The organism is Streptomyces sp. NBC_00457, from assembly GCF_036014015.1.
Taxonomy (GTDB): domain Bacteria; phylum Actinomycetota; class Actinomycetes; order Streptomycetales; family Streptomycetaceae; genus Streptomyces.
Genome location: NZ_CP107905.1, coordinates 344,608 through 366,460, shown reverse-complemented (window position 1 = coordinate 366,460; position 21,853 = coordinate 344,608). Strand labels below are relative to the sequence as shown.

The window sequence follows — 21,853 nt, the reverse complement described above, 5'->3', positions numbered from 1 at the left end:
GTCACCATGACCGAGCAGATCCGCCGCGTCCTCGTCCGCTCCCTCGATGACATCACCCTCGAGGAGGTGTCCGCCCCCGTCCCCGGGGACGACGAACTCCTCGTACGCACCACGGTCGTCGGGGTCTGCGGCTCCGACACCCATGCGGCGGCCGGCCACCATCCCTTCATCGACCTGCCCTACCGCCCCGGCCACGAGGCGGTCGGCGTCGTCGCCGCGGCAGGGAAGGGCGCCGAGGACTTCGCACCCGGCGACCGCGTGCTCATCGAGCCCAACCTGTACTGCGGACGGTGCCCACAGTGCCGCTCCGGCCGCTACAACATCTGCCAGGAGCTGAAGGTCTTCGGCTGCCAGACGCCCGGCGCCATGACCGACCTGTTCGCCATTGCGGCCGACCGCGTCCACCGCGTCCCCGACGGAATGACCGACATCGAGGCCGCCCTCGTCGAACCCCTGGCCACCCCCGTGCACGCCGTGGCGAAGGCCGGTGACCTCACCGGACGCACGGTCGTCGTGCTCGGCGCCGGGCCCATCGGTCTGCTCGTCCTCGCCGCCGCCCGGCACGCGGGCGCCGCGAAGATCGCCGTCACCGACCTGCTGCCGGGCAAGCGGGACCGCGCCCTGCGTCTCGGAGCCGACGCGGCCCTGCCCGCCGACGCCACCGACCTTGCCGACCAGGCCCGAGAAGCGCTCGGTGGACCGGTCGACGTCGTCTTCGACTGCGTGGCCAGGGAGCAGTCCATGGCCCAGGCCATCGACCTGGTCACCAAGGGCGGCACGATCATCGTCGTCGGCGTCGGAGCCGCGGGCACCACACCGATCCGCCTCGACCTGGTCCAGGACCGGGAGATCCGCGTCGAGGGCACCCTGATGTACACCGGCGACGACTACCGCACCGCGATGTCGCTGATCGCCGCGGGCGCCGTGGACACCGCCGAGATCGTCACCGCCACCTACCCGCTGGAGGAGGCCGCCAAGGCCTTCGCCGCATCCGTCGACCCCGAGCAGGTCAAGGTGCTGGTCACGGTGGACGGACCGTAGCCCGAGGCCCGACCCGCACCGGCCCGTGTGGGAAACTGCCAGACCGGAGCTACCGGGAAGGAGGGGCGCCGTGACCGCCCGTACGCGACTGTCACAGGTGGCCGTCGAGGAGCGGCGCCAAGCCGTGCTGCGGTATGTCGCCGACCATGGCGAGACGCGCATCGACGACCTCGCCCGGCACTTCGACGTCAGTCTGATGACGATGCACCGGGACCTGGACGACCTCACCGGGCGGCATCTGCTGCGCAAGGAGCGCGGGCGGGCCGTCGCGTTCCCCGCCCTCACCATGGAGACGGCCACCCGCTTCCGGGAGAACAGCGCCCTCGCGGCCAAGAACGCGCTGTGCGCGGCAGCCGCCGCCCGGATCAGGCCGGGTAATACGGTGCTCATGGAGGACTCGACCACCCTGTTCCCCCTGGTCCCGGCGCTGGCGGAGGTGGATCAGCTGCATGTCGTCACCAACTCCGTCGGCCTCGCACAGCGCCTCGGGTCCGCCGCCCCCGGGGTGCACGTCACCCTGCTGGGCGGCCACTACCGCGCCGACTTCAGCTCCTGCACCGGCCCCACCGTCACCCGCGCCCTGTCCCGGATCCGGGCCGACCTCGCCCTGATGTCCGCCACGGCCGTCCTGGAAGGACGCCTCTTCCACCCTCTGAACGACTACGTCGAGGTGAAGCTGGCCATGCTCGCCTCCGCCGAACAGGCGCTGCTCCTGGTGGACCACTCGAAGTTCGGCAAGACCGCCACGTACGCATACGGGTCCGTGGCCGACTACCACACCGTCATCACCGACACCGGCACCCCAGACGCGGAACTCGCGGCCATACGCGACCTCGGAGTCCCCGTCGAGACGGTCGAACCCGAAGAGCCCTCACTGTGATCCACACCCTGTTCGAAACGCCCAGCGCCTACCGCCCCAGCGACGTCGAGATGGCCGAGCCCGTACCCGCGGTCCAGGCCGTCCTGTTCGACTTCAGCAACACCATCTTCCAGATGATCGACCTGGAGACGTGGCTGCGCCGGGTCGGCTCCGCCACCGGCCGCCTCGCCTTGCTGGACGAGCCCTGCGCGGTGGCCGGAATCTCCGAGCAGTTGCGCGCCGCCTTCCGGCTGCCCTCCGTCGTCGCCCTCCAGGAAGGCCGGGATCTCTCTTCCGAACTGCACCGCCGCGCCATGTGGGGATGGTGGGGGCAGGTGGACTTCCTGCGCGGCGTGGAGGAGGCGGCCTACCGGGAACTCACCGCTCCGGACGCCTGGGTTCCGTATCCCGACACCGAACCGGTCCTGCGTGCCCTGCACCAGCGCGGACTGCGCATCGCCGTCGTCAGCGACTTCGCCTGGGACCTGCGCACCCACCTCGCCCACCACGGGCTCGACGCCTTGATCGACACCTGCGTGATCTCCTACGAGCAGGGCCGGGAAAAGCCCGACCCGCAGCTGTTCCTCAAAGCCTGCGCCGACCTCGGCGCGGACCCCCGCGCCACCCTCATGGTCGGCGACAACCCGGTCCGCGACGGCGGCGCGGCCGCCTGCGGTCTGCGCACCTACATCCTGCCGGCGGAACACCGCACGGGAGAGCGCGGCCTGATGGATGTGCAGCGGCTCGTGATCTGACCGAGCCGCCTTCATGGCGGCGGCCCGTCGCGGTCAGCCGGCGGGGGAGGAGGCCGGCAGGTTCTGGTCGGCGGCCCAGGAGGCGAGGATGCGGAGCCGTTCGTGGGTGGGGGAGCCGGGCCCCGCGGTCCAGACGGTGAGGTGCTGGTCGGGGTCGGTGTTGGCGGTGAGGGTGTCCCAGTCGAGGACGAGTTCGCCGACGACGGGATGGTTGAGGGTCTTGGTGCCCACGGTGCGGGCGGCGACCTTGTGTTCGCCCCACCACTTGGCGAACTGATGGTCACGCGTGGACAGTTCACCGACGAGCTCGATCAGGCGGGGGTCCTCGGGATATTTCGCGGCCTCCATGCGCAGTTGGGCGACGGCGATGTGCGCGGAGGTCTTCCAGTCGGCGTACAGGGTGCGCATGGCGGGGTCCGTGAAGATGAGCCGCGGGTAGTTGCGGTGTCTTTCCGGGATGCGGGAGAAGTCGGTGACCAGGGCGGCGGCCAGCGCGTTCCAGGCCAGAATGTCTCCGCGCCGGCCCTGCACGATGGCGGGGGTGGCGGTGAGGTCGTCCAGGACCCGCTGAAGCTGCGGCTGGACCTTCTGCCGGCCGCGGCGCCGGGTGCGCGTGGTGGTCTTGCCCGCGAGCTGGAAGAGGTAGCCGCGCTCGTCGTCATCCAGATGGAGTACGCGGGCGAGGACGTCCAGCACGGGCGCTGACGCCTGCATGCGGCCCTGTTCGAGCCGCGTGTAGTAGTCGGTGCTGATGCTGGCGAGCTGGGCGACCTCCTCGCGGCGCAACCCCTCCACCCGGCGGGGCCTGTCGCTCTCGGGCAGTCCGACCGTGCGCGGACTCAGCTCGGAGCGGCGCTTCTTGAGGAATTCTCCCAGCTCATTGAGGGGGACGTTGGCGGTCATGCTCCCCAGCATGACACCGATCCCACCCCTGAAAGGGGGGAGAATTTACTCCCAGGATGTTCCCCTCCCGGGATGAATTGCTCCGCTTTTCGCGCCTGCCCTCGCGTGTGAGGCTCGACGGTGAGCAGCCTTCCGACCTCGGCTGCGGCTCACCTACCCTCGCGCCGAAGGAGCACCCCATGCGCGGAGCAGTCATCTACGCCCCCGGCGACGTGCGCTTCGAGAACCTCGACGACCCGAAGATCGTCCAGCCGACCGACGCGGTGATCCGCACGGTGGCCACCTGTGTGTGCGGCTCGGACCTGTGGCCGTACCGCGGCGCGGAACCCATCGGCGACCCGCACCCGATGGGGCACGAGTACGTCGGCATCGTCGAGGAGGTGGGCAGCGCGGTCGCCAACGTCAGGCCGGGCCAGTTCGTCGTCGGCTCCTTCGCCACCTCGGACAACACCTGCGCCAACTGCCTGGCCGGCTGGCAGTCCAACTGCCTGCACCGCGAGTTCATGAGCACCTGCCAGGCCGATTACGTCCGCATCCCCAACGCCCACGGCACCCTGGTCGCCACCGACGAGCACCCGGGCGCCGAGATGGTGCCGAGCCTGCTCGCCGTGTCCGACGTGATGGGCACCGGCTGGTACGCCGCCCTCGCCGCAGAAGTGAAGCCCGGCTCCACGGCTGTCGTGGTCGGTGACGGCGCGGTCGGCCTGTGCGGTGTCATCGCCGCCAAGGAACTCGGCGCGGAGCGGATCATCGCCATGAGCCGTCATGAATCCCGGCAGGCGCTGGCTCTGGAGTTCGGCGCCACCGACATCGTGACCGAGCGCGGCGAGGACGGCGTCGCCCGCGTCAAGGACCTCACCGGAGGGATCGGGGCGGACGCGGTGCTGGAGTGCGTCGGCACCGCCGAGTCGATGCGGCAGGCGCTGCGCTCGGCCCGGCCCGGCGGCAACGTCGGTTTCGTCGGCGTCCCGCACGAGGTGCAGATCGACGGCCAGGAGCTGTTCTTCTCCCACGTCGGCCTGCGCGGCGGCCCCGCACCCGTCCGCCGCTACCTGCCCGACCTGATCGACCGCGTCCTGACCGGGCTGATCAACCCCGGCAAGGTCTTCGATCTCAGCCTGCCCCTGGACCAGGTCGCCGAGGGCTACCGGGCGATGGACGAGCGCCGCGCCATCAAGGCCCTGCTCAAGCCCTGAGCGCAGACGCGTCCACACCGGGGGCGCTCAGGGACGGTGCGGCCCTCGGACCGGAACCACCGGCACCACCCTCACTCACCCAAGGACTGACCATGACGACCTTCGCCCTTGTCGGCGCGGGCCCCGGCCTCGGGCTCGCCACGGCCCGCCGCTTCGGAGCCGCCGGCCACACCGTTGCCCTCATCGCCCGCAACGCGGAAAAGCTGGACGGCCTGACCGCCGACCTCGCCCGTGACGACATCCAGGCGCGCGGGTTCACCGCCGACGTCCTCGACCTCGAGTCGCTGACCGCGGCCCTGTACGCGGCTGCGGCCGCCCTGGGGCCCATCGAGATCCTCCAGTACAGCCCGGTGCCGCACGCCGACTTCATGAAGCCGGTCCTCGACACGAGCGCCGACGACCTCGACGCCCCGCTCGCCTTCTCCGTCAAGGGTGCCGTCGCCGGCGTGAACGCCGTACTGCCCGGCATGCGGGAACTCGGCCGCGGCACACTGCTGTTCGTCAACGGCTCCAGCGCCCTACGCCCCAATCCGAAGGTCGCCGGCACCTCGATCGCCTTCGCCGCCGAGAGCGCCTACGCCCGCATGCTCCACGACACGCTCGCCCCGGCGAACATCCACGCCGCCCAGCTGATCATCCCCGGAGCCATCCGGCCCGACACCGAGCACAGCAGCCCCGACGCCTTGGCTCAGCGCCTGTACGACATCCACACCAAGCGGGACGGCTTCCGCCACTACTCCGAGCCCCTGCCCGACTAGCTACAGGACGACCCCGTGAACCCCACCCCCCTCCGCGCTCTCGCCCGCGTGGTCCCGGCCGCGGCCCTGCTGCTGGTCATGACCGCCTGCGCCGACGATTCCCCACCCCCCTCCGCCTCCGCCGCCTCCTCATCCGAGCCTGCGTCGCCGCAGGCTTCGACGGCCCCGGCAGCCACCACACCGACCGGCAGGACAACCGCGATGAACATCCGGCTCACCCTCGACGGCCACCACATCGCCGCCACCCTGAACGACAGCCCCACGGCCCGCGACTTCGCCGCCCAGCTCCCCCTGACCCTCTCCCTGCGCGACCTCAACCAGGCTGAGAAGATCGCCGATCTGCCCCGGAAGCTGTCCACCTCCGGCGCCCCGGAAGGCGCCGACCCCCAGGTCGGTGACCTGGCGTACTACGCCCCCTGGAACCAGCTCGCCACCTACTACCGCGACGCCCCGTACGCGACCGGCCTGGTCATCCTCGGGCACATGGCCGACGGCGGCGCCGAGCAGCTCGCCACCGCCGACGAGATCACCATCGAAGCCGCGCCCTGACCCGCCCCACCGCTCGCCCGTGCATGAAGGGGGGAGGAGATCTTCCCCTTTTCGTCCGGTTCGCCGCATGGAACCGTCGAAGCCGTGGCCGCGCCGTCCGCTGTCTGCCGCGACGGCTTCACTCGCCACCATGATCCGCCGATTTCCACGCAAGGAGAGACCACACGTATGCCTTCCGCGTCCGGGACCACCCCCGGCAAGCTCCCCTTCGTCGTCTGGGTGCTCGCCGCCGGCACGTTCCTGATGGGGACCACCGAGTTCGTCGTCGCGGGACTGCTGCCGGAGTTGGCCGTTGACCTCGGAGTCAGCGTCTCCCACGCCGGCCTGCTGATCACCGCCTTCGCGATCGGCATGATCGTCGGCGCACCGACCATGGCCATGGCGACCCTGCGCCTTCCTCAGCGCCGGACGCTGATCCTGGCCCTGTCCGTGTTCTGCCTCGGACATCTGGTCGCCGCCCTCAGCACGTCCTTCACGGTCGTCCTCATCGCCCGCGCCGTCACGGCCCTGGCCACCGGAGCGTTCTGGTCCGTCGGCTTCGTCGTCGCCACCACCGCCGCGGGCCCGCGCAACGCCACCCGCGCGACGGGCGTCATGATCGGCGGCCTGACCCTGGCCAACGTCGTCGGCGTGCCGATCGGCTCCTTCGCCGGCCAGTTCACCGGCTGGCGCGGACCCTTCTGGGCCCTGGCCGCCCTCTCCGGGCTGGCAGCCGTGTTCATCGGCCGCTTCATCCCGGCCCAGGAGCAGCGCGTCGAGGTGTCCATCCGGGCCGAGGTCCGGGCTCTGAGGCAAGGCCGGCTGTGGCTGGCGCTCGGTGCCGCGATGCTGATCATGGGTGGCGTTCTGGCGACGTACACCTATGTCACGCCGCTGCTGACCGACCGCGCGGGCATCCCGGCGGGCGCCGTACCGCTCGTCCTCATCGCGTTCGGCGTCGGCGCCCTGGGCGGCACCACCATCGGAGGCGGCCTGGGCGACCGACGTCCGATGGTCACCACCATCGCGGCCGCCGCGGCCACCGCCCTGGTCCTGCTCCTGCTGATCCCGCTGTCCGCCAACGCGGTGACAGCCACTCTCCTCGTCTTTCTCATGGGCCTGACCGGCTTCACGGTCAACCCGGTCGTCACCGCCCTCGCCATGCGCTTCGCCGGCGACGCCCCCACCCTCACCTCGGCGCTGACCACCTCCGCCTTCAACACCGGCATCGCCGCCGGATCGGCGATCGCCGGTACGGCCCTGGACTCCTCCCTCGGCCTGACCGGCCCGCCCCTGGTAGGCACCGTCATCGCCGCCCTCACCCTGCTCCCGCTGATCGCCCTCGCCGTCCACGGCTCTTCTGACAAGGGCCGGATCGTGGCCCGGAGCGGCGCTCCGACGGACGTGCGACGCGACGAACCCGCGCAGGTGCCGTGACGGGAGCCGACTCCGGCAGCGTCATCCGCGTCAGCCTGACCGGGAGGCCTACGGCGTCATCGGCCTGACCCGCTCCACCGGGAACGCGGTCACCGTGCCGTGGCTCTGCCCGGACGCCGCGAGCCCGCCAGGGCGGCCCCGACACCCCTCGCGCCGCCACACCTCCGTTCTCGAAGGGACAACACGACGTGAATCCCACGTATGACTTCACCGGCCAGGTCGCGCTCGTCACCGGAGCCGGCGCCGGTATGGGCCTGGCGACGGCGCGCGCGTTCGCCGCGTCCGGAGCCGCCGTCGCCCTGACCGACATCGACGAAGCCGCCCTGAAGACAGCCGCGAAGGAACTCACCGACGCCGGCCACCAAGCCCTCGCCCTCACCTGCGACGTCAGCGACGAGGACCAGGTCGCCGCCGCGGTCGACCGCACCGTGGAGACCTTCGGCCGCCTGGACATGGCCTACAACAACGCCGGCATCCAGATCCCGCCCAGCGACGCCGCCGACGAACCCGCCGAACGGTTCGACCGCGTCAACGCCATCAACCTCCGGGGCGTATGGGCGTGCATGAAGCACGAGCTGCGGCACATGCGCGCCCAGGGCAGCGGCGCCATCGTCAACTGCTCCTCCCTCGGCGGCCTGGTCGGCCTGCCCGGCCGCGCCTCGTACCACGCCTCCAAACACGGAGTCATCGGCCTGACCACCAGCGCCGCGCTCGAATACGCCCCACGCGGCATCCGCATCAACGCCGTCTGCCCCGGCACCATCGACACCCCCATGGTCAGCGACATGATCGCCAAGGGGGAGCTCGACCGCGCCGAGGCCGAGGCCAACCAGCCCATCAACCGGCTCGGCACCGCCGAGGAAATCGCCCAGGCGGTGCTGTGGCTGTGCAGCCCCGGGGCGGGCTTCGTCGTCGGTGTCGCCCTCCCCGTCGACGGCGGCTACGTCGCCCGCTAGGGGCAGCCCCCGCGTACGAACGAGAGCTCAGAGAGACACCATGGAATTCATCGAGCAGCAGCCCAGCAGCAAGGCCCCGGCGGACTGGTTCACCGGTGACGTGTGGTGGGACGTCATCGTGGCCGGCCAGGAGCCCTCCCGGATGCGCGCCAACCTGGTCCGCTTCTCACCGGGCGCTCGCACCCACTGGCACTCCCACGCCCTCGGCCAGACCCTGCACATCGTTTCCGGCGTCGCCCTCATCGGCACCCGGGACGGCACCGTCTTCGAAGCCCACCCCGGCGAGACCGTCGCCTGCCCGCCGAACGAGGAGCACTGGCACGGAGCCGCCCCGGACCGGTTCATGGAGCACATCGCCCTGTGGGAGGGCACGGGCGACGGCACCCCCGAGACCGCCTGGGCCGAGCCGGTCACCGACCAGCAGTACAACGGCCCCCGCACCACCCGCAACCAGTAACCCCGGCTCACCAAGGGGGGAGAAAAGTCTCCCTGCCGCCAGCGTTGCCGGTGGTGCAAGACTCCCCATGCGACCAGTCGCCGCTGCAGAAGCGCGCGGTTGCCCGGTTCCCGCGGTGACGACGATCCAGTCTCCCGTCCCCCTGCTGTGTACGGCCGATCCGTCCGCGATACGAAGGCGTACGTATGTCTACCGAACTCCCTGAATCTGCCGCTCCACCCCCCACCGGAGCCGGCGAGTCCTCCCTGGCGCCCTCTCGGCGCACGTTCATCGCCACCAGTGCCGCGGTCGGCGGAGCCGTCGTGGCCGGAGGGGCCTTCATCGCCCTCCCGGAGGAGGCGACCGCCGCGGGGGCGCCGCCCTCCAGCCGCGTCTCTCTGACGGTCAACGGCACCCGTCGGACCGTGACGGTCGACAACCGCACCTCGCTGCTGGACCTGCTCCGCGAGCACCTCGGCCTCACGGGCTCGAAGAAGGGCTGCAACGCCGGGGCCTGTGGGGCGTGCACCGTCCTGGTCGACGACCGGCGCGTCAACTCCTGCCTGACGCTGGCGGCGCGTTTGGAAGGTGCTGAGGTCACCACGATCGAGGGCCTGGCCGACGGCGACGAACTGCACCCGTTGCAGCAGGCGTTCATCGACGAGGACGCCTTCCAGTGCGGCTACTGCACGCCCGGCCAGATCGTCTCCGGCGTCGGCTGCATCAAGGAGGGCCACACCGGATCGGCCGAGGAGATCCGGGAGTTCATGAGCGGCAACATCTGCCGCTGCGGCTGTTACGTGAAAATCGTGCGCGCGGTCGAACAGACCGCGGGCCGGAAGTGAGGATCGGCCGCCATGTATCCCTTCTCCTACACCAAGGTCTCCGACACCCGTGAGGCCGTCAATGCAGGCCGGAACGGCGGACGTTACATAGCCGGCGGCACCACGCTGGTCGACCTGATGCGCGAGACCGTCGAACGCCCCGAGACCCTGGTCGACATCGCCGGTCTGCCGCTGCGCGAAGTCAGGGTCACCGAACGCGGAGGCCTGCGCATCGGCGCGCTGGTGAGCATGGCCGAGACGGCCGCCCACCCCAAGGTGCGCACTCTGTATCCCGTCATCTCCGAGTCGCTGGAGCTGAGCGCGTCGGCCCAGTTGCGGAACATGGCCACCATCGGCGGCAACATCATGCAGCGCACCCGCTGCACGTACTTCCGTGATGTGACCGCCGACTGCAACAAGCGCGAACCCGGCTCGGGATGTGCCGCGCTGGAGGGCTTCAACCGTACGCACGCGATCCTCGGCACCTCCGACGCCTGCGTGGCCACCCACCCCTCCGATGTCGCCGTGGCGTTCGCGGCGCTGGAGGCGCAGGTGCATCTGCTGGGCCCGGACGGGGAGCGCCGCGTCCCCTTCGCCGACTTCCTGCTGCGACCGGGCAGCACCCCGAACCGTGAACAGGCCCTGCGCCGAGGCGAGTTGATCACCGCTGTCGAGATTCCGGCCCTTCCGCGTCCGCTGAAGTCCGGCTATCTGAAGGTGCGCGACCGGCAGTCCTACGAGTTCGCGCTGACCTCCGCGGCCGTCGCACTGCACGTACGCGGCGGAGTGATCCGGGACGCATACGTCGCCGCCGGAGGCGTGGGCACCGTCCCCTGGAAGCTGCCCGCCGTCGAAGAAGCCCTCGTCGGTGAACGCCCCTCGGACCGGCTCTGGGCCGAGGCCGCGAAGAAGGCTTCCGAAGGGGCCAGCCCGCTCCAACACAACCGTTTCAAGGTCGAGTTGCTCCAGCGCACCGTCGAACGCCAGCTGCGTACCGTAGGAGACAGCAAATGAGCCCCCAGCCGCAGGCAGCCGTCGGCGCCCCGCTCTCCCGGGTGGACGGTCGGCTGAAGGTCACCGGCAAGGCGCAATACGCCGCCGAACACGACATCGACGGGGCCGTGCACGCCGTGATCGTCGACGCGAGCATCGGGCTGGGCCGTATCACCTCCATCGATGCCGGTGACGCCGAGAAGCACCCGGGTGTGCTGCGGGTGATCCACCACCGCAACGCCCCGAAGCTGCCGTACCGCGACAACCCCGGGTCCAACAATCCTCCGGGGGGCCGGCGGCTGCGGGTCTTCCAGGACGACAAGGTCCTCTTCCACGGCCAGCCCGTCGCCGTCGTCGTGGCCACCACCCTGGAGGCCGCCCAGCACGGCGCGAGTCTGGTCAACGTCGAGTACGACGCTGAGCAGTCCTCGACGGACCTCGCCGAGGCCGAGCCGGGCGAGCCGACGAACTACGCGCGCGGCGACGCGGAGGCAGGCCTGCGCGACGCTCCCGTACGGCTGGATGCCACCTACGAGCTGGCGCGCAACCATCACAACCCGATGGAGCCGCACGCCACCCTCGCCCGTTGGGACGGCAACAAGCTCACCGTCTGGGACAAGACGCAATGGGTGATGGGCACCCACGACGAACTCGCCGCCGTGTTCGGCCTGCCCGCGGACGCGGTGCGCGTCATCAACCCGTTCGTCGGCGGCGGTTTCGGCAGCGGGCTGCGCTGCTGGCCGCACACCACCGTCGCCGCTCTGGCCGCGCGAGAGACGAAGCGCCCGGTCAAGCTGGTGCTCAGCCGACGGCAGATGTACTTCGGCACCGGCTACCGGCCGGCGTACGCGTACCGGCTGCGTCTCGGCAGTGACCGGCGCGGTCGGCTGACCGCGGCCATTCACGGTATCGACGCCGAGACCTCGTCGTACGAGACGTTCACTGAGGCCATCATGGGCGCGGGGCAGATGACCTACAGCATGCCCAACGTCAGCCAGGCGTACCGGCAGGTGCCGCTGGATGTGAACACCCCGATCTGGATGCGTGGCCCCGGCTTCGCCACGGCGTCGTTCGCGATCGAGTCGGCCATGGACGAGCTCGCGGACAAGCTCGGCATCGACCCGATCGAGCTGCGGCGGCGCAACGAGCCGGAAGAGGACGAGTCGAACAACCTGCCGTTCTCCACCCGCCGGCTGCGCGAGTGCTACACGGTCGGTGCCCGGGAGTTCGGCTGGCACCGGCGTTCGTCCCGGCCGCGTTCGCGGCGCGAGGGCGACTGGCTGATCGGCATGGGCATGGCCACCAGCGTGTACGACCCCGGGCGTTTTCCAGCGGAGGCCCGGGCCCGCCTGGATGCCGACGGCACCGCTGTGGTCGAGACGGCCACCAGTGACATGGGGCCGGGCACCTACACCTCGCAGACCCAGGTGGCCGCGGACGCGCTCGGACTGACCATGCGCACGGTGACCTTCCGGCTCGGCGACTCGCTGTATCCGCAGACCGGCCCGCACGGCGGCTCGGCGACCATGGCCAGCGTCGGCACCGCCGTTCTCGACGCCTGCGACAAGGTGCGGCAGCAGGCGATCGAGCTGGCCGTCGAGGACCGCGATTCGCCGCTGTACGGCGTGGACGCCGGCGATGTGGTGGTGCGCGGCGGCCGGCTGCATGTGAAGGGCAACCCGGCGCGCGGTGAGACGTACGGGCGGCTGCTGGCCCGCAACGACCGCTCCCACCTGGAAGCACGCGGCTCCTACGCCGGGCCGCCGACTCCCGCGCGGCGCTCCTACCACGCCTACGGCGCGGCCTTCGCCGAGATCGCCGTGGATGCGACCCTCGGTCTGGTGCGGGTGCGGCGCATGCTCGGCGTGTACGACGCCGGGCGGATCATCAGCCCCAAGCTGGCGGACAGTCAGGCGATCGGCGGCATCGTGGGCGGTATCGGCGGGGCCCTCCTTGAGCACACGGTCACCGACCACCGCGACGGCCGGATCGTCAACGCCAACCTCGCCGACTACCTCGTCCCCGTCAACGCCGACGTCCCCGAGGTCAGGGCGATCTACCTGGACGGCGAGGACAACGACGGCAACGAGCTCGGCGTCAAGGGGCTCGGCGAGGTCGTCCAGGTGGGTGTGGCGGCCGCGATCGCCAACGCGGTCTTCAACGCCACCGGCCGTCGGGTCCGCGAACTGCCCATCACGGCCGAGGCGTTGCTCTGACCCCAGCGCCCCACAGGCCGGTCCGGCAGTCGGTCCCCCGTCCGGCTGCCGGACCTACCAGGGCCGCCGCCGCCCATACGCTCCCCGTCGGCGCGGCGGCGGCCCGCCCCACCCTCACCGCGAACCACGAGAACAACGGAGAACAACGGCCGTGCTGAACATCGCGGAGACACTGCACCGTTGGTGCCGCGAAGGCCGTCCCTTCGCCCTGGCCACCGTCGTCGACGTCACCGGCAGCGCCCCTCTGCCCACCGGCACATCGGTCGCGGTGGACGCCGACGGCAACGCGGTCGGCAGCATCTCCGGCGGCTGCGTCGAAGGAGCCGTCTACGAACTGTGCCGGCAGGTGCTGCACGATCGTGGCGCACCTCAGCGCGCCTGGTTCGGGTACTCCGACGACGACGCCTTCGCCGTCGGCCTGACCTGCGGCGGCGAACTCGACGTGCTCGTCCGGCACGTCGATCCCGCCACCGACCCCCATTTCGGCGCCGCCCTGGACGACATCGTCCGAGGCAGGCCGACTGCCGTGGCGCAGGTCGTCGACGGCCCCCACGACCTGGTGGGCCGCACGCTGTGCGTCCTTGCCGACGGCACCGCCTCGTACGGAACCCTGGACGGAGGCCCGACGGACCGCGCGGTGACCGCACAGGCGGGCGCCCTCCTCCGGTCGGGACGTACCGCCCGGATCGAGCTCGGCGGAGACGCCGCCACCTGCCCGGACCGGCTCTCCGTCCTCGTCCACGTGGCCGCGTCCCGCCCCCGCATGCTGATCTTCGGCGCCGTCGACTTCGCCGCCGCGCTCAGCCGAGCCGGGGCCTTCCTGGGCTACCACGTCACCGTGTGCGACGCCCGCCCCGTCTTCGCCACCGAGGCACGCTTTCCGCATGCCGACGAGGTCGTGGTCGACTGGCCCCACCGCTACCTGAAGAACACGGCCGTGGACGCCCGTACCGCCGTCTGCGTCCTCACCCACGACGCCAAGTTCGACATTCCCCTGCTGCGCCTCGCCCTCGATCTGCCCGTCGGCTACGTCGGGGCCATGGGATCGCGGCGCACCCACGAACAGCGCCTTCGCCTCCTGCGCGAGGCGGGCATGTCCGACGAACACTTCGCCCGCTTGCACTCCCCGATCGGCCTGGACCTCGGAGCGCACACCCCTGAGGAGACGGCGGTCTCCATCGTGGCGGAGATCATCGCCTCCGCCAACCTCGCGAGCGGCACGCCCCTCTCCCGGGGAACGGGCCCGATCCACCGCCCGGTGCCCGTCCTGCCCGCCCCAGGGCTCGACGAGGCAGCGGTTCGTGTCTGCCCATTGCGCGAAGAAGAGCGAGGGTCCATCATCAGGAATCCTGTTAGTTAAACCTTGCATCGATTGGTGACCCAGCCATGCCATTGAGCCCGAAGATCCAGGCCAGAGGGGTCCAACTGCTGCTCGGTCGCATGATGGCGCGCGTCCACAAGGACCTGCGCTTCGCGGACATCCCGAAGCGCACCGAAGCACTCGTGGTGGAGACCGGCGCCGGCCCGGTGCCCTGCACGGTCTACCGCCCGTCGGCCGACACCACTACTCCTGCTCCCGTGTACGTCAACTTCCACGGCGGCGGTTTCGTGATCGGCCGCCCGGAGCAGGACGACCACATCTGCCGTTACATAGCCGCCACGGCCGGCTGTGTCGTGATCAACGTGGACTACGCCGTCGCCCCGCAGCGACCCTTCCCCGTGCCCGTCACCCAGGCGTACGACGTCACCGCGTGGGTCGCCGAGAACGGCCCCGCCCACGACTGGGACGGCTCGCGCCTCGCCGTGGGCGGACATAGCGCCGGGGCCAACCTGACGGCCGTGGTCTGCCGCATGGCCCGGGACCGCGGCACCTTCTCGCCCCGGCTCCAGATCATCGACTCCGCAGTGCTCGACCAGGTCGCCGACCCGGCCACCAAGCAGTCCCTCATCGCCAAGCCGCTGCTCAGCCCCCAGATCATGCGGATCTTCACGGCCGCCTACGTCCCCGACCCCGCCGACCGTGCCGACCCCCTCGCCTCGCCCGCCCTGGCCGACGACCTCGCCGGGCTCCCTCCCGCCCTGGTCATCACCGCGGAGAACGACCGTCTGCGCGACGAGGGCGACGCCTACGCCAAGGCTCTGGAGGCCGCCGGCGTTCCGGTCACCCACCGTGTCTTCGAGGGAGTCGATCACTACTTCACCCACACCGGTCCGGTACCGGAGGGGAAAGCGGCCATCGACATGATGGCCACCACCTTGCGCACCGCCCTCAGCGCCTGAGGCGGGTCAGCCGAGGCAGGCGTCCGAGGGGCCGCCCACCTGCCGGGCACGTCGGCATCTCCTCAACTGCCCAGCATTTTCAGTGTCTGACGGTGCCAGACGATCGGATTGTGGTCTTCGTCGGTCATCATGGCGAGCACGCGCAGCACGATGAGGTCGTGATCGCCGGCCGGATAGGTGTGCTCGACCGTGCACTCGAGCCAGACGGGCGCGCCGTCCAGGAAGATCGCGCCGGACGCTGTTTCCGTCGTGCCGAGGCCGGCGAAGCGGCCCTCCTTGGTGCGGGAGGCGAGTTGCCGGGCCTTGTCGCTGTGCTCCTCGCCCAGGACGGAGATTCCGATCGTCTGTGCGCGGGCCAGCACCGGCCAGGTCGTCGAGCTGTGCTGTGCGGCGAAGGAGACCATGGGCGGGTCGTGGGAGATCCCGACGGCGAACGACGACACGATCATGACGGTCGGATCGCCGTGGACGCGGGCCGCGAGGGCGGCGACTCCTGAAGGGAACGCGGAGAACGCCCTCTTCATATCGCCGGGGTCCGAGGTGAACCCTGTCGTTGTCGTCATCGCGCGGTCCTCGTCTTCGCGGCGTCGAGCACGATCCGACTCCATCGCCCGGCCCAGCGGGGGAGTGAGTCGTCCGTCGTGTAGGTGGAGTCGAGCTGGTAGAGGCCCTGCGCGGGGCAGGTCGCACCGAGTTCGACCAGTACTGGTTTGAGGGTGAGTTCGGGAGCGAGAGCGTGCGCGGGCCCCGCACCGAGCATGAGGGGCAGCGCCACTTGGCCGGCGAGGCCGGTCGCGGTGGGGAACTGGTCCAGGAAGAGCTTGAGCAGGCCGGTGTAGGTGCCCTTGTAGGTGGGGGATGCGGCGATCACGAGGTCGGCGGACCGGACCTGCTCGACGGCCGCGGTGACGCCCGGGTCCCCCCAGGTGAGCAGGCCGGGCCCGAGCGCGGTGACTTCGATGACCTCGCAGTCCAGTCCGAGGGCCGCGGCGAGACGTTCGGCGGCGTCGCGGGTGCGTGAGCCGGCTTTGGGGTTTCCGACGACGGCGACAGCCTTCATCAGGCGACTCCTGTGGGTAGCTGGGGTTCGACGGCCGACGCCGTGGGAGTGCCGGCCGCCCGATGGTCATGGCGCAGGCGGGCGGATGCGAGGAGGCAGAGCAGTCCTACGGCGGCGAGCGCGCCGAGGGTGGCGGCGTAGCCGAATCCGGCCAGGAGAACGGCACAGGCCGCGCTGCCCAGCACCGCGCCGAGTTGTTTCATGGCGTTGAAGGTTCCCGACGCCGCCCCGACCTCGTCCGGAGCGACTGAGGTCACCGCCGCGATCGACAGGGGTGACCAGACGAACGAGTTGGCCACTCCGTACACCGCGAAGGCAGCGGTCAGGGCGAGGATCGGTGCGTCGGTCGCGACGAGTACCGCCGACGCTCCGATGGACAGGACGAGCGCCGACGAGCCGATGACGGCGACCGCACGCGAGCCGATCCCGTTGTTGAGCCGGGCCGACACCGGAGCGCCGAGCAGGCACAGCACTCCCATGGGTACGAGGGTGAGCGCTGCCGCGCCGGGGGTGAGCCCGCGCTCCTGCTGGAGGTAGAGCATCAGGGGGATCATGGCCGAGCCCGCGCAGAAGGCCGCGGCGGCGCCGCCCCAGGCCGCGGTGACGAACCCGCGGCTGTGCAGCAACGCGATCGGCACGAGCGCCCGCCGCCCGTCGCGACGCTGCAGCCAGACGACGGCCGCGACGACCACCGCGCCGCCGGCGGCGAGCAGCCAGCGCGGTACGCCCCACGCGTCGGCGCTTGCGGCGTCCGTGCCCTGGATGCCGAGGGCGAGCGCGCCGACGCCGGTCGCGTTCGCGCAGATCGCCCACACCGGGATGGCCTCCTTCTGGCGGGGCAGGTCGGGTACGAACGCGGCCACCGCGGCCATCGCCGCAACGCCGATCGGGACGTTGACCCAGAACACCGCGGGCCAGCCGCCGACGGCGACGAGCAGCCCGCCGAGCAGCGGTCCGGCGGCCACCGCGGCTCCGCCGACCGCGCCCCAGGTGCCGAGCGCGACGGCGAGGCGAGGCGGCTGGAACAGCGCCTTGATGAGGGTGAGGCACTGCGGTGTCATCAGCGCGGCCCCGATGCCCTGGGCCACCCGCCATCCGATGAGAGCCGTGATGGTGGGGGCCAGCGCGCACAGGAGTGATCCGAGCGTGAAGGCCGCGAGCCCGACCAGGTGGATGCGGCGGTGGCCGTAGCGGTCGCCCAGCCGTCCCGCGATGATCAGCGGCACCGCGTAGGCGATGAGATAGCTGCTGTTGACCCAGATGGCGAGGGTCTCGGTGGTGTGCAGGCCGGTGATCAGTGCGGGCAGCGCGACCGAGGTGATCGTGCTGTCCAGCAGGAGCATGAAGAACCCCGCGCACAGGCTGCCGAGGGCCAGCCAGTGGCGTCGCTCGCTCGCTCCGGTCATCTCAGACCGCCAGGTTCTCGCGCAGCGTGCCGCCCGGGTAGGCAGGCGCGAGCGCGCCGCGGCGGCGCAGTTCGGGCAGAAGCAGCTCGCTGATCCCGGCGAAGCCCGAGGGCATGGCCAGCGGGCTGGAGAACATGTAGCCGCCGCGCGATCCGGTCGCGGCGAAGTTCTCCTCCAGCGCGTCGGCGACGGTGGCGGGGTCGCCGACGATGCTGTGGTCGAGGCCCGTCGCGCGCTCGCGGCCGTGCGCGAAGAACTCGTCGCGGCTCATGGTGTGGTCCGCGCCGAACTCCGCGATGAGCGAGCCGATGAGACCTGCGGGACTCGCGTTGGCCGCCACGATCGCGTCGCGCACCTCGGCCAGGCGGAAGGACCGCGGCAGTTTCGAGAGGTCGTAGCCGATGTTGTGCGACAGGTAGGTGGCGACGGCCTCCTCGTTCCAGAACTCGTGCACCGAGTCGCGCCGGGCCCGCGCCTCGGCCGTCGTGCGGCCGAGGATGACCTGTGTGGCCCAGAGGATGCCCACGTGCGCAGGGTCCCGCCCTTCGGCGAGGAGTGCCTCGTCGAGCAGTTTGCGGTGACGCTGCTGGCCCCCGAGGCTGCCGCCGAAGCCGAAGACGAGATCGGCGAACCGGGCCGACGCGGCGATGCCGCGGGGCGAGTTGCCCGCCTGCACGATGAGCGGGTGATGCTGTGGACTGGGTACCGACGCCAGCGGACCCTTGACGTTGAAGAAGCGCCCCTCGTGGTCGATCGGATGCACCTTCGCGGGGTCGGCGAACCGGCCCGTGTCCCGGTCGCGCACGATGGCGTCCGGGGCCACCGAGTCCCACAGCGCGCGGCAGACCGCGATGAACTCCTCCATCCGCTCGTAGCGCAGGTCGTGGTCCATCAGTTCGCCGAAGCCGTAGTTCGCCGCGTCCGCGCCGCGCGTCGAGGCGACCACGTTGAAGGCGATGCGCCCGCCGGTCACGTGGTCGAGCGAGTTCAGCAGCCGGGCGACGTAGAAGGGGTGCAGGAACGTCGAGGAGTACGTCAGCCCGAAGCCGACCTTCTCGGTCACCGTGGACATCGCCGCGATGACCGGCGACATGTCGTGCCGCGGCCACTGGATGCCCCACTCCACGGCCGGTTCGATGCTGCCCTGCCAGGTGCTGGGGATGCCGCTGCCGTCGCCGAAGAACAGCATGCCGACGCCGGCCCGCTCGGCGGTCCGCGCCAGTTCCATGTACATGCGTACGTCGGGGAAGTCCTGGCCGACCCAGGAGCCCTGGCGGGCCCACGCGCCCTCGGTATGGGTGAAGGAGAGGTCGTAGCCGATGTGCATGCCGTTCACCGCGCGCTCCTCTTCCACAGCTCGACGACTTCGCCGACGTCGCTGAGCAGGGCCACGTTGAGTCCCAACTGATGCAGGGCCGCGGCGTTGACATCCAGGTCGTAGGCGGCGGTCGCGTCCCGGGGGACGACCACGGGCCAGTCGAGTTGCACGGCGTCCTGGGCGGTCGCGTCGACACAGCACTCGCTCGTCAGGCCCACGATCGTGAGCCAGTCACAGCCCGCCGCGCGCAGCCGTGCGTCGAGATCGGTGCCGAGGAAGCCGCTGTATCCGCGCTTGACCACGCGTGGTTCGCCCTCGGCCGGCCGCATGCGGTACCACTCGGCCCCCGGCGTCCCGAGCACGCACGGCTCGGCCGGGCTCATGGGCGCGTCGTAGTCACCTCCGCGCAGCCAGTTGCTCGCCCGCCATGGCCGGGCGGGATCACTGCCCAACTCGACCCAGACGACCGGCACTTGAGCCCTCCGTGCGGCGTCCACCAGGTCGGCGATACGGGTGATGGCCTGGTCGAGCGCCGACAACTCGGCCTCCTTCAGGCCGTACTCCGCGAGGCGGTCGGGATCGGCGAAGTCCCGTTGTACGTCGACGACGACGAGCGCGGGCCTGCTGCCGGGCCGGGTGAGGTGGGCGAGTTGTCTGTCACGAAGGTCGGACATCAGGCCGGCACCTCGTCCCGGGCGCGCAGCACCGGCAGCACGGTCTCGCCGAACAGCAGCATGTCCTCGTCGTACTCCGGGAAGATCAGCATGAGCCCGTCGAGGTCGGCCTCGCGCACGATGTACTCGATGTGCTCGGTGACCGTCCGCGCCGATCCCGCGACATACGGGGTCTGGAACGCGGCCTCGCCGTCCGCGCCGTCGGCCCACGCGCGGGCCTGGTCCTCGGGGATGCCCCAGGTGTGGCGCATATGGGCGAGCGCCTCGCGGTCGAGGCCCGCGCCCCACTCCTTCACCTTCTTGGCGGCCAGTCCGTCGGTCTCGTCCTGGACGACGGTGAGCATCGAATACGTCTTGCAGACACGGCCGCCCGCCTTCGCCCGGCCATGGACGTCGGCCGACAGCATCCGCATCTCGTCGAGGCTCTCGGCGGCGAGGAAGGCACCGTCGGCGTACTTGGCCTGGAAGCGCCGGGCCTCCTCCGATCGGCCCGCGTTGATCAGGGTCGGGCGGACAGCAGGATGCGGGCGGGACTCGCAGTCGACGAGGTCGAAGTACGGCGTGCGCATGGTGACGGAGTCCTCGGTCCACAGCTGGGTGACCGCCTCGGTCCACAGTTCCGTCATCCGGTAGCGGTCCGCGTGGCTGAGCTGCGGGTCCCACTGCCCGAACTGCTCGAACTCGCCCGCGTAGGAGCCGTTGACGATGTTCATGCCGGCTCGGCCGCCGGAGATGTCCTGGAGGGTGGTGAACATCTTCGCGGCGAGGGCGGGGTTGTGGACGTTGGCGTGCAGGGTCGCCCAGATCTTGACCCGGCTGGTCGCCTCGGCGAGCGCCGCCATCATCGTCATCGACTCGAGCGAGCGGCCCCAGTGGTCGGTGCTGCCGCCGAAGCCGCGCCACTTCGCCATCGACATGACGAAGTCGAGGCCGATGGTCTCCGCGTGCAGGGCGGCTCGCTTGTTCCACTCGTAACTCGCCTCGGGATGCGGGGCGGTCGTGGAGAGCATCCATCCGCCGTTCCCGATGGGGAGGAAGATTCCGTATTCCTTCGCGGGCATGTGCGTGCGCCTTTCCGTGAGATTCCTGCGGGCTACGGGGCGGGCCAGACGAGCTTGTCGGCGGTGTGGACGTTCTTGACGAAGGACGTGTCGAACCACCCCTTGGCCTGGTCGGCGGTGACGCTGTCGGGCACCACCTGGAACTGGTGCAGCATGTCGACGAGCCCGGTGACGTTGTCGAGATCGATACCGCCGAGCGGTTGCCCGGGTGTCGGATTGTCCTTGGCGACCTGCGTCTCGGTCTTCCAGATGGTCGCGTTCAGTTTCTTGTCGTACGTCGGTCCGGCCAGCTCGGCGGCGTATCCCACGCACTCGGTGATGTGCTGCTCGCCGGCGGAGCAGTAGTCGTAGGCGTGCAGTGCGGCGCGCAGGATGTCCTCCACGGCGTGCGGGTGGGCCTTGGCGAAGGCGGGGTTCACGGCCATCGCGCCGAGCGAGCTCGGGACGCCGTAGTCGACGGGCTTCCACACGGTGACGTCGTCGCCGGCTGCCTTGAGCTGGTTGGGCTCGTTGGAGACGAACCCGGTGAGTGCTTCGAGGCCGCCCTGCCTGCGGGGCAGTACGGAGGGGTCGTAGCCCTGCTTGACCAGCTTGAGCGAGTCCCACTCGACTCCGGCCTTGACCATCATCGCCCTGACGGTGGCGGGTACGTAGCCCTTGTGGCCGACGACCTTGCCGTCGAGCTGGGTCAGCTTGGTGATGTCCTTGTTGGTCATCAGGATCTCCACTCCGGCGTCCGAGTACGAGGAGACGCCCGTGATGTCGACGCCGTTGGCGCGGGCCTGGATGACGTCCTGCTCGGAGACCGGGCTCACGGTCGCCTGGCCGCTGGCCAGCAGTTTGGTGTTCTGCGCCGTGTCGCCGGTGCCGGGTTTGAGGGTGACGGCGAGGCAGAGGTCCTTGAAGTAGCCGAGCTTGCTCGCGGCGATGTACTCCAGGATCGACACCGACGACTGGTACTGGTAGCCCGACAGGTAGGTGATCTTGCCGGCGGCCTTGTTCTCGGCGCAGCGGCCGGCGGAGATCGCGGAACCTTCCGAGCCGGCCGAGGCGCTGTCGGCGGAGTCCGAACCGCAGCCCGCGACGCAGGCCGTCAGGACGAGGGCGGCGAGGGTGGATGTGAAGAGACGTTGCTGCATGGGTGACTCCAAA

General features: G+C 70.7%; 22 protein-coding genes. 14 read left to right on the top strand and 8 right to left on the bottom strand.

Annotated features, from left to right (window positions below):
• Positions 1-6: 6 nt before the first annotated feature.
• From OG828_RS01780 to OG828_RS01770, 3 genes are all read left to right on the top strand, one after another.
• On the top strand, positions 7-1,041 hold the full coding sequence (locus OG828_RS01780; protein ID WP_328499846.1) for a zinc-dependent alcohol dehydrogenase: 1,035 nt from the start codon (positions 7-9) through the stop codon (positions 1,039-1,041).
• A 70-nt stretch (positions 1,042-1,111) separates the two neighbouring features.
• Positions 1,112-1,921 carry a DeoR/GlpR family DNA-binding transcription regulator gene (locus OG828_RS01775; protein WP_328499845.1) on the top strand — a complete coding sequence of 270 codons (810 nt, stop codon included), beginning with the start codon at positions 1,112-1,114 and terminating at the stop codon, positions 1,919-1,921.
• On the top strand, positions 1,918-2,655 hold the full coding sequence (locus OG828_RS01770) for an HAD family hydrolase (protein ID WP_328499844.1): 738 nt from the start codon (positions 1,918-1,920) through the stop codon (positions 2,653-2,655). The genes OG828_RS01775 and OG828_RS01770 overlap by 4 nt, the downstream gene beginning before the upstream one ends.
• Positions 2,656-2,688: 33 nt before the next feature.
• On the opposite strand, the gene OG828_RS01765 is transcribed toward OG828_RS01770, so the two are convergent.
• Entirely contained in the window at positions 2,689-3,570 is an 882-nt protein-coding gene (locus OG828_RS01765) for a helix-turn-helix domain-containing protein (RefSeq protein ID WP_328349473.1), read from the bottom strand.
• A gap of 167 nt (positions 3,571-3,737) precedes the next feature.
• On the opposite strand from OG828_RS01765, the gene OG828_RS01760 reads away from it, so the two are divergent.
• From OG828_RS01760 to OG828_RS01710, 11 genes are all read left to right on the top strand, one after another.
• The gene (locus tag OG828_RS01760; protein ID WP_328499843.1) at positions 3,738-4,754 is read left to right on the top strand and encodes a zinc-dependent alcohol dehydrogenase family protein; all 1,017 of its coding nucleotides are present in this window, start codon (positions 3,738-3,740) and stop codon (positions 4,752-4,754) included.
• A gap of 92 nt (positions 4,755-4,846) precedes the next feature.
• Positions 4,847-5,512, top strand: a complete 666-nt coding sequence (locus OG828_RS01755; protein WP_328499842.1) for an SDR family NAD(P)-dependent oxidoreductase — start codon at positions 4,847-4,849, stop codon at positions 5,510-5,512.
• 15 nt (positions 5,513-5,527) lie between these two features.
• Positions 5,528-6,061 (top strand): cyclophilin-like fold protein, encoded by a 534-nt coding sequence (locus tag OG828_RS01750; protein ID WP_328499841.1) that lies wholly within the window; start codon positions 5,528-5,530, stop codon positions 6,059-6,061.
• Positions 6,062-6,229: 168 nt separating this feature from the next.
• Positions 6,230-7,477, top strand: coding sequence for an MFS transporter (locus tag OG828_RS01745; RefSeq protein ID WP_328499840.1), 1,248 nt, complete (start codon positions 6,230-6,232; stop codon positions 7,475-7,477).
• 188 nt (positions 7,478-7,665) lie between these two features.
• Positions 7,666-8,433 carry a glucose 1-dehydrogenase gene (locus tag OG828_RS01740; protein ID WP_328349468.1) on the top strand — a complete coding sequence of 256 codons (768 nt, stop codon included), beginning with the start codon at positions 7,666-7,668 and terminating at the stop codon, positions 8,431-8,433.
• Positions 8,434-8,473: 40 nt separating this feature from the next.
• The gene (locus OG828_RS01735; RefSeq protein ID WP_328499839.1) at positions 8,474-8,890 is read left to right on the top strand and encodes a (R)-mandelonitrile lyase; all 417 of its coding nucleotides are present in this window, start codon (positions 8,474-8,476) and stop codon (positions 8,888-8,890) included.
• Between the two features lie 185 nt (positions 8,891-9,075).
• Positions 9,076-9,714 (top strand): (2Fe-2S)-binding protein, encoded by a 639-nt coding sequence (locus OG828_RS01730; RefSeq protein WP_328499838.1) that lies wholly within the window; start codon positions 9,076-9,078, stop codon positions 9,712-9,714.
• A gap of 12 nt (positions 9,715-9,726) precedes the next feature.
• Positions 9,727-10,707, top strand: coding sequence for an FAD binding domain-containing protein (locus tag OG828_RS01725; protein ID WP_328499837.1), 981 nt, complete (start codon positions 9,727-9,729; stop codon positions 10,705-10,707).
• A complete protein-coding gene (locus OG828_RS01720) occupies positions 10,704-12,902 on the top strand; it encodes a xanthine dehydrogenase family protein molybdopterin-binding subunit (protein ID WP_328499836.1) in 2,199 nt (732 codons plus the stop codon). Before OG828_RS01725 ends, OG828_RS01720 begins: the two co-directional genes overlap by 4 nt.
• 151 nt (positions 12,903-13,053) lie before the next feature.
• Complete coding sequence (locus tag OG828_RS01715) at positions 13,054-14,262, top strand: XdhC/CoxI family protein (RefSeq protein ID WP_328349463.1); 1,209 nt, start codon at positions 13,054-13,056, stop codon at positions 14,260-14,262.
• Positions 14,263-14,288: 26 nt separating this feature from the next.
• Positions 14,289-15,182 (top strand): alpha/beta hydrolase, encoded by an 894-nt coding sequence (locus OG828_RS01710; protein ID WP_328349462.1) that lies wholly within the window; start codon positions 14,289-14,291, stop codon positions 15,180-15,182.
• A gap of 62 nt (positions 15,183-15,244) precedes the next feature.
• Here OG828_RS01710 and OG828_RS01705 read toward each other — a convergent pair whose 3' ends face one another.
• The 7 genes from OG828_RS01705 to OG828_RS01675 are packed head-to-tail and all read right to left on the bottom strand — an operon-like array spanning position 15,245 to position 21,840.
• Complete coding sequence (locus OG828_RS01705; RefSeq protein WP_328349461.1) at positions 15,245-15,745, bottom strand: flavin reductase family protein; 501 nt, start codon at positions 15,743-15,745, stop codon at positions 15,245-15,247.
• On the bottom strand, positions 15,742-16,242 hold the full coding sequence (locus tag OG828_RS01700; protein WP_328499835.1) for an NADPH-dependent FMN reductase: 501 nt from the start codon (positions 16,240-16,242) through the stop codon (positions 15,742-15,744). The genes OG828_RS01705 and OG828_RS01700 overlap by 4 nt, the downstream gene beginning before the upstream one ends.
• Entirely contained in the window at positions 16,242-17,648 is a 1,407-nt protein-coding gene (locus tag OG828_RS01695; protein ID WP_328499834.1) for an MFS transporter, read from the bottom strand. The genes OG828_RS01700 and OG828_RS01695 overlap by 1 nt, the downstream gene beginning before the upstream one ends.
• A gap of 1 nt (position 17,649) precedes the next feature.
• On the bottom strand, positions 17,650-18,975 hold the full coding sequence (locus tag OG828_RS01690) for an NtaA/DmoA family FMN-dependent monooxygenase (protein WP_328504778.1): 1,326 nt from the start codon (positions 18,973-18,975) through the stop codon (positions 17,650-17,652).
• A gap of 5 nt (positions 18,976-18,980) precedes the next feature.
• Positions 18,981-19,640 (bottom strand): cysteine hydrolase family protein, encoded by a 660-nt coding sequence (locus tag OG828_RS01685; RefSeq protein WP_328499833.1) that lies wholly within the window; start codon positions 19,638-19,640, stop codon positions 18,981-18,983.
• Complete coding sequence (locus OG828_RS01680) at positions 19,640-20,701, bottom strand: LLM class flavin-dependent oxidoreductase (protein WP_328499832.1); 1,062 nt, start codon at positions 20,699-20,701, stop codon at positions 19,640-19,642. Before OG828_RS01680 ends, OG828_RS01685 begins: the two co-directional genes overlap by 1 nt.
• Before the next feature lie 32 nt (positions 20,702-20,733).
• Positions 20,734-21,840, bottom strand: a complete 1,107-nt coding sequence (locus tag OG828_RS01675; RefSeq protein ID WP_328499831.1) for an ABC transporter substrate-binding protein — start codon at positions 21,838-21,840, stop codon at positions 20,734-20,736.
• Between the last annotated feature and the right edge of the window lie 13 nt (positions 21,841-21,853).

What these genes read in the sequence shown, in the direction of transcription:
- OG828_RS01780 (WP_328499846.1), top strand. Translation starts at nt 7, where the DNA reads ATGACCGAGCAGATCCGCCGCGTCCTCGTCCGCTCCCTCGATGACATC.
- OG828_RS01765 (WP_328349473.1), bottom strand. Translation starts at nt 3,570, where the DNA reads ATGCTGGGGAGCATGACCGCCAACGTCCCCCTCAATGAGCTGGGAGAA.
- OG828_RS01760 (WP_328499843.1), top strand. Translation starts at nt 3,738, where the DNA reads ATGCGCGGAGCAGTCATCTACGCCCCCGGCGACGTGCGCTTCGAGAAC.
- OG828_RS01755 (WP_328499842.1), top strand. Translation starts at nt 4,847, where the DNA reads ATGACGACCTTCGCCCTTGTCGGCGCGGGCCCCGGCCTCGGGCTCGCC.
- OG828_RS01745 (WP_328499840.1), top strand. Translation starts at nt 6,230, where the DNA reads ATGCCTTCCGCGTCCGGGACCACCCCCGGCAAGCTCCCCTTCGTCGTC.
- OG828_RS01735 (WP_328499839.1), top strand. Translation starts at nt 8,474, where the DNA reads ATGGAATTCATCGAGCAGCAGCCCAGCAGCAAGGCCCCGGCGGACTGG.
- OG828_RS01730 (WP_328499838.1), top strand. Translation starts at nt 9,076, where the DNA reads ATGTCTACCGAACTCCCTGAATCTGCCGCTCCACCCCCCACCGGAGCC.
- OG828_RS01725 (WP_328499837.1), top strand. Translation starts at nt 9,727, where the DNA reads ATGTATCCCTTCTCCTACACCAAGGTCTCCGACACCCGTGAGGCCGTC.
- OG828_RS01720 (WP_328499836.1), top strand. Translation starts at nt 10,704, where the DNA reads ATGAGCCCCCAGCCGCAGGCAGCCGTCGGCGCCCCGCTCTCCCGGGTG.
- OG828_RS01710 (WP_328349462.1), top strand. Translation starts at nt 14,289, where the DNA reads ATGCCATTGAGCCCGAAGATCCAGGCCAGAGGGGTCCAACTGCTGCTC.
- OG828_RS01705 (WP_328349461.1), bottom strand. Translation starts at nt 15,745, where the DNA reads ATGACGACAACGACAGGGTTCACCTCGGACCCCGGCGATATGAAGAGG.
- OG828_RS01700 (WP_328499835.1), bottom strand. Translation starts at nt 16,242, where the DNA reads ATGAAGGCTGTCGCCGTCGTCGGAAACCCCAAAGCCGGCTCACGCACC.
- OG828_RS01695 (WP_328499834.1), bottom strand. Translation starts at nt 17,648, where the DNA reads ATGACCGGAGCGAGCGAGCGACGCCACTGGCTGGCCCTCGGCAGCCTG.
- OG828_RS01690 (WP_328504778.1), bottom strand. Translation starts at nt 18,975, where the DNA reads ATGCACATCGGCTACGACCTCTCCTTCACCCATACCGAGGGCGCGTGG.
- OG828_RS01685 (WP_328499833.1), bottom strand. Translation starts at nt 19,640, where the DNA reads ATGTCCGACCTTCGTGACAGACAACTCGCCCACCTCACCCGGCCCGGC.
- OG828_RS01680 (WP_328499832.1), bottom strand. Translation starts at nt 20,701, where the DNA reads ATGCCCGCGAAGGAATACGGAATCTTCCTCCCCATCGGGAACGGCGGA.
- OG828_RS01675 (WP_328499831.1), bottom strand. Translation starts at nt 21,840, where the DNA reads ATGCAGCAACGTCTCTTCACATCCACCCTCGCCGCCCTCGTCCTGACG.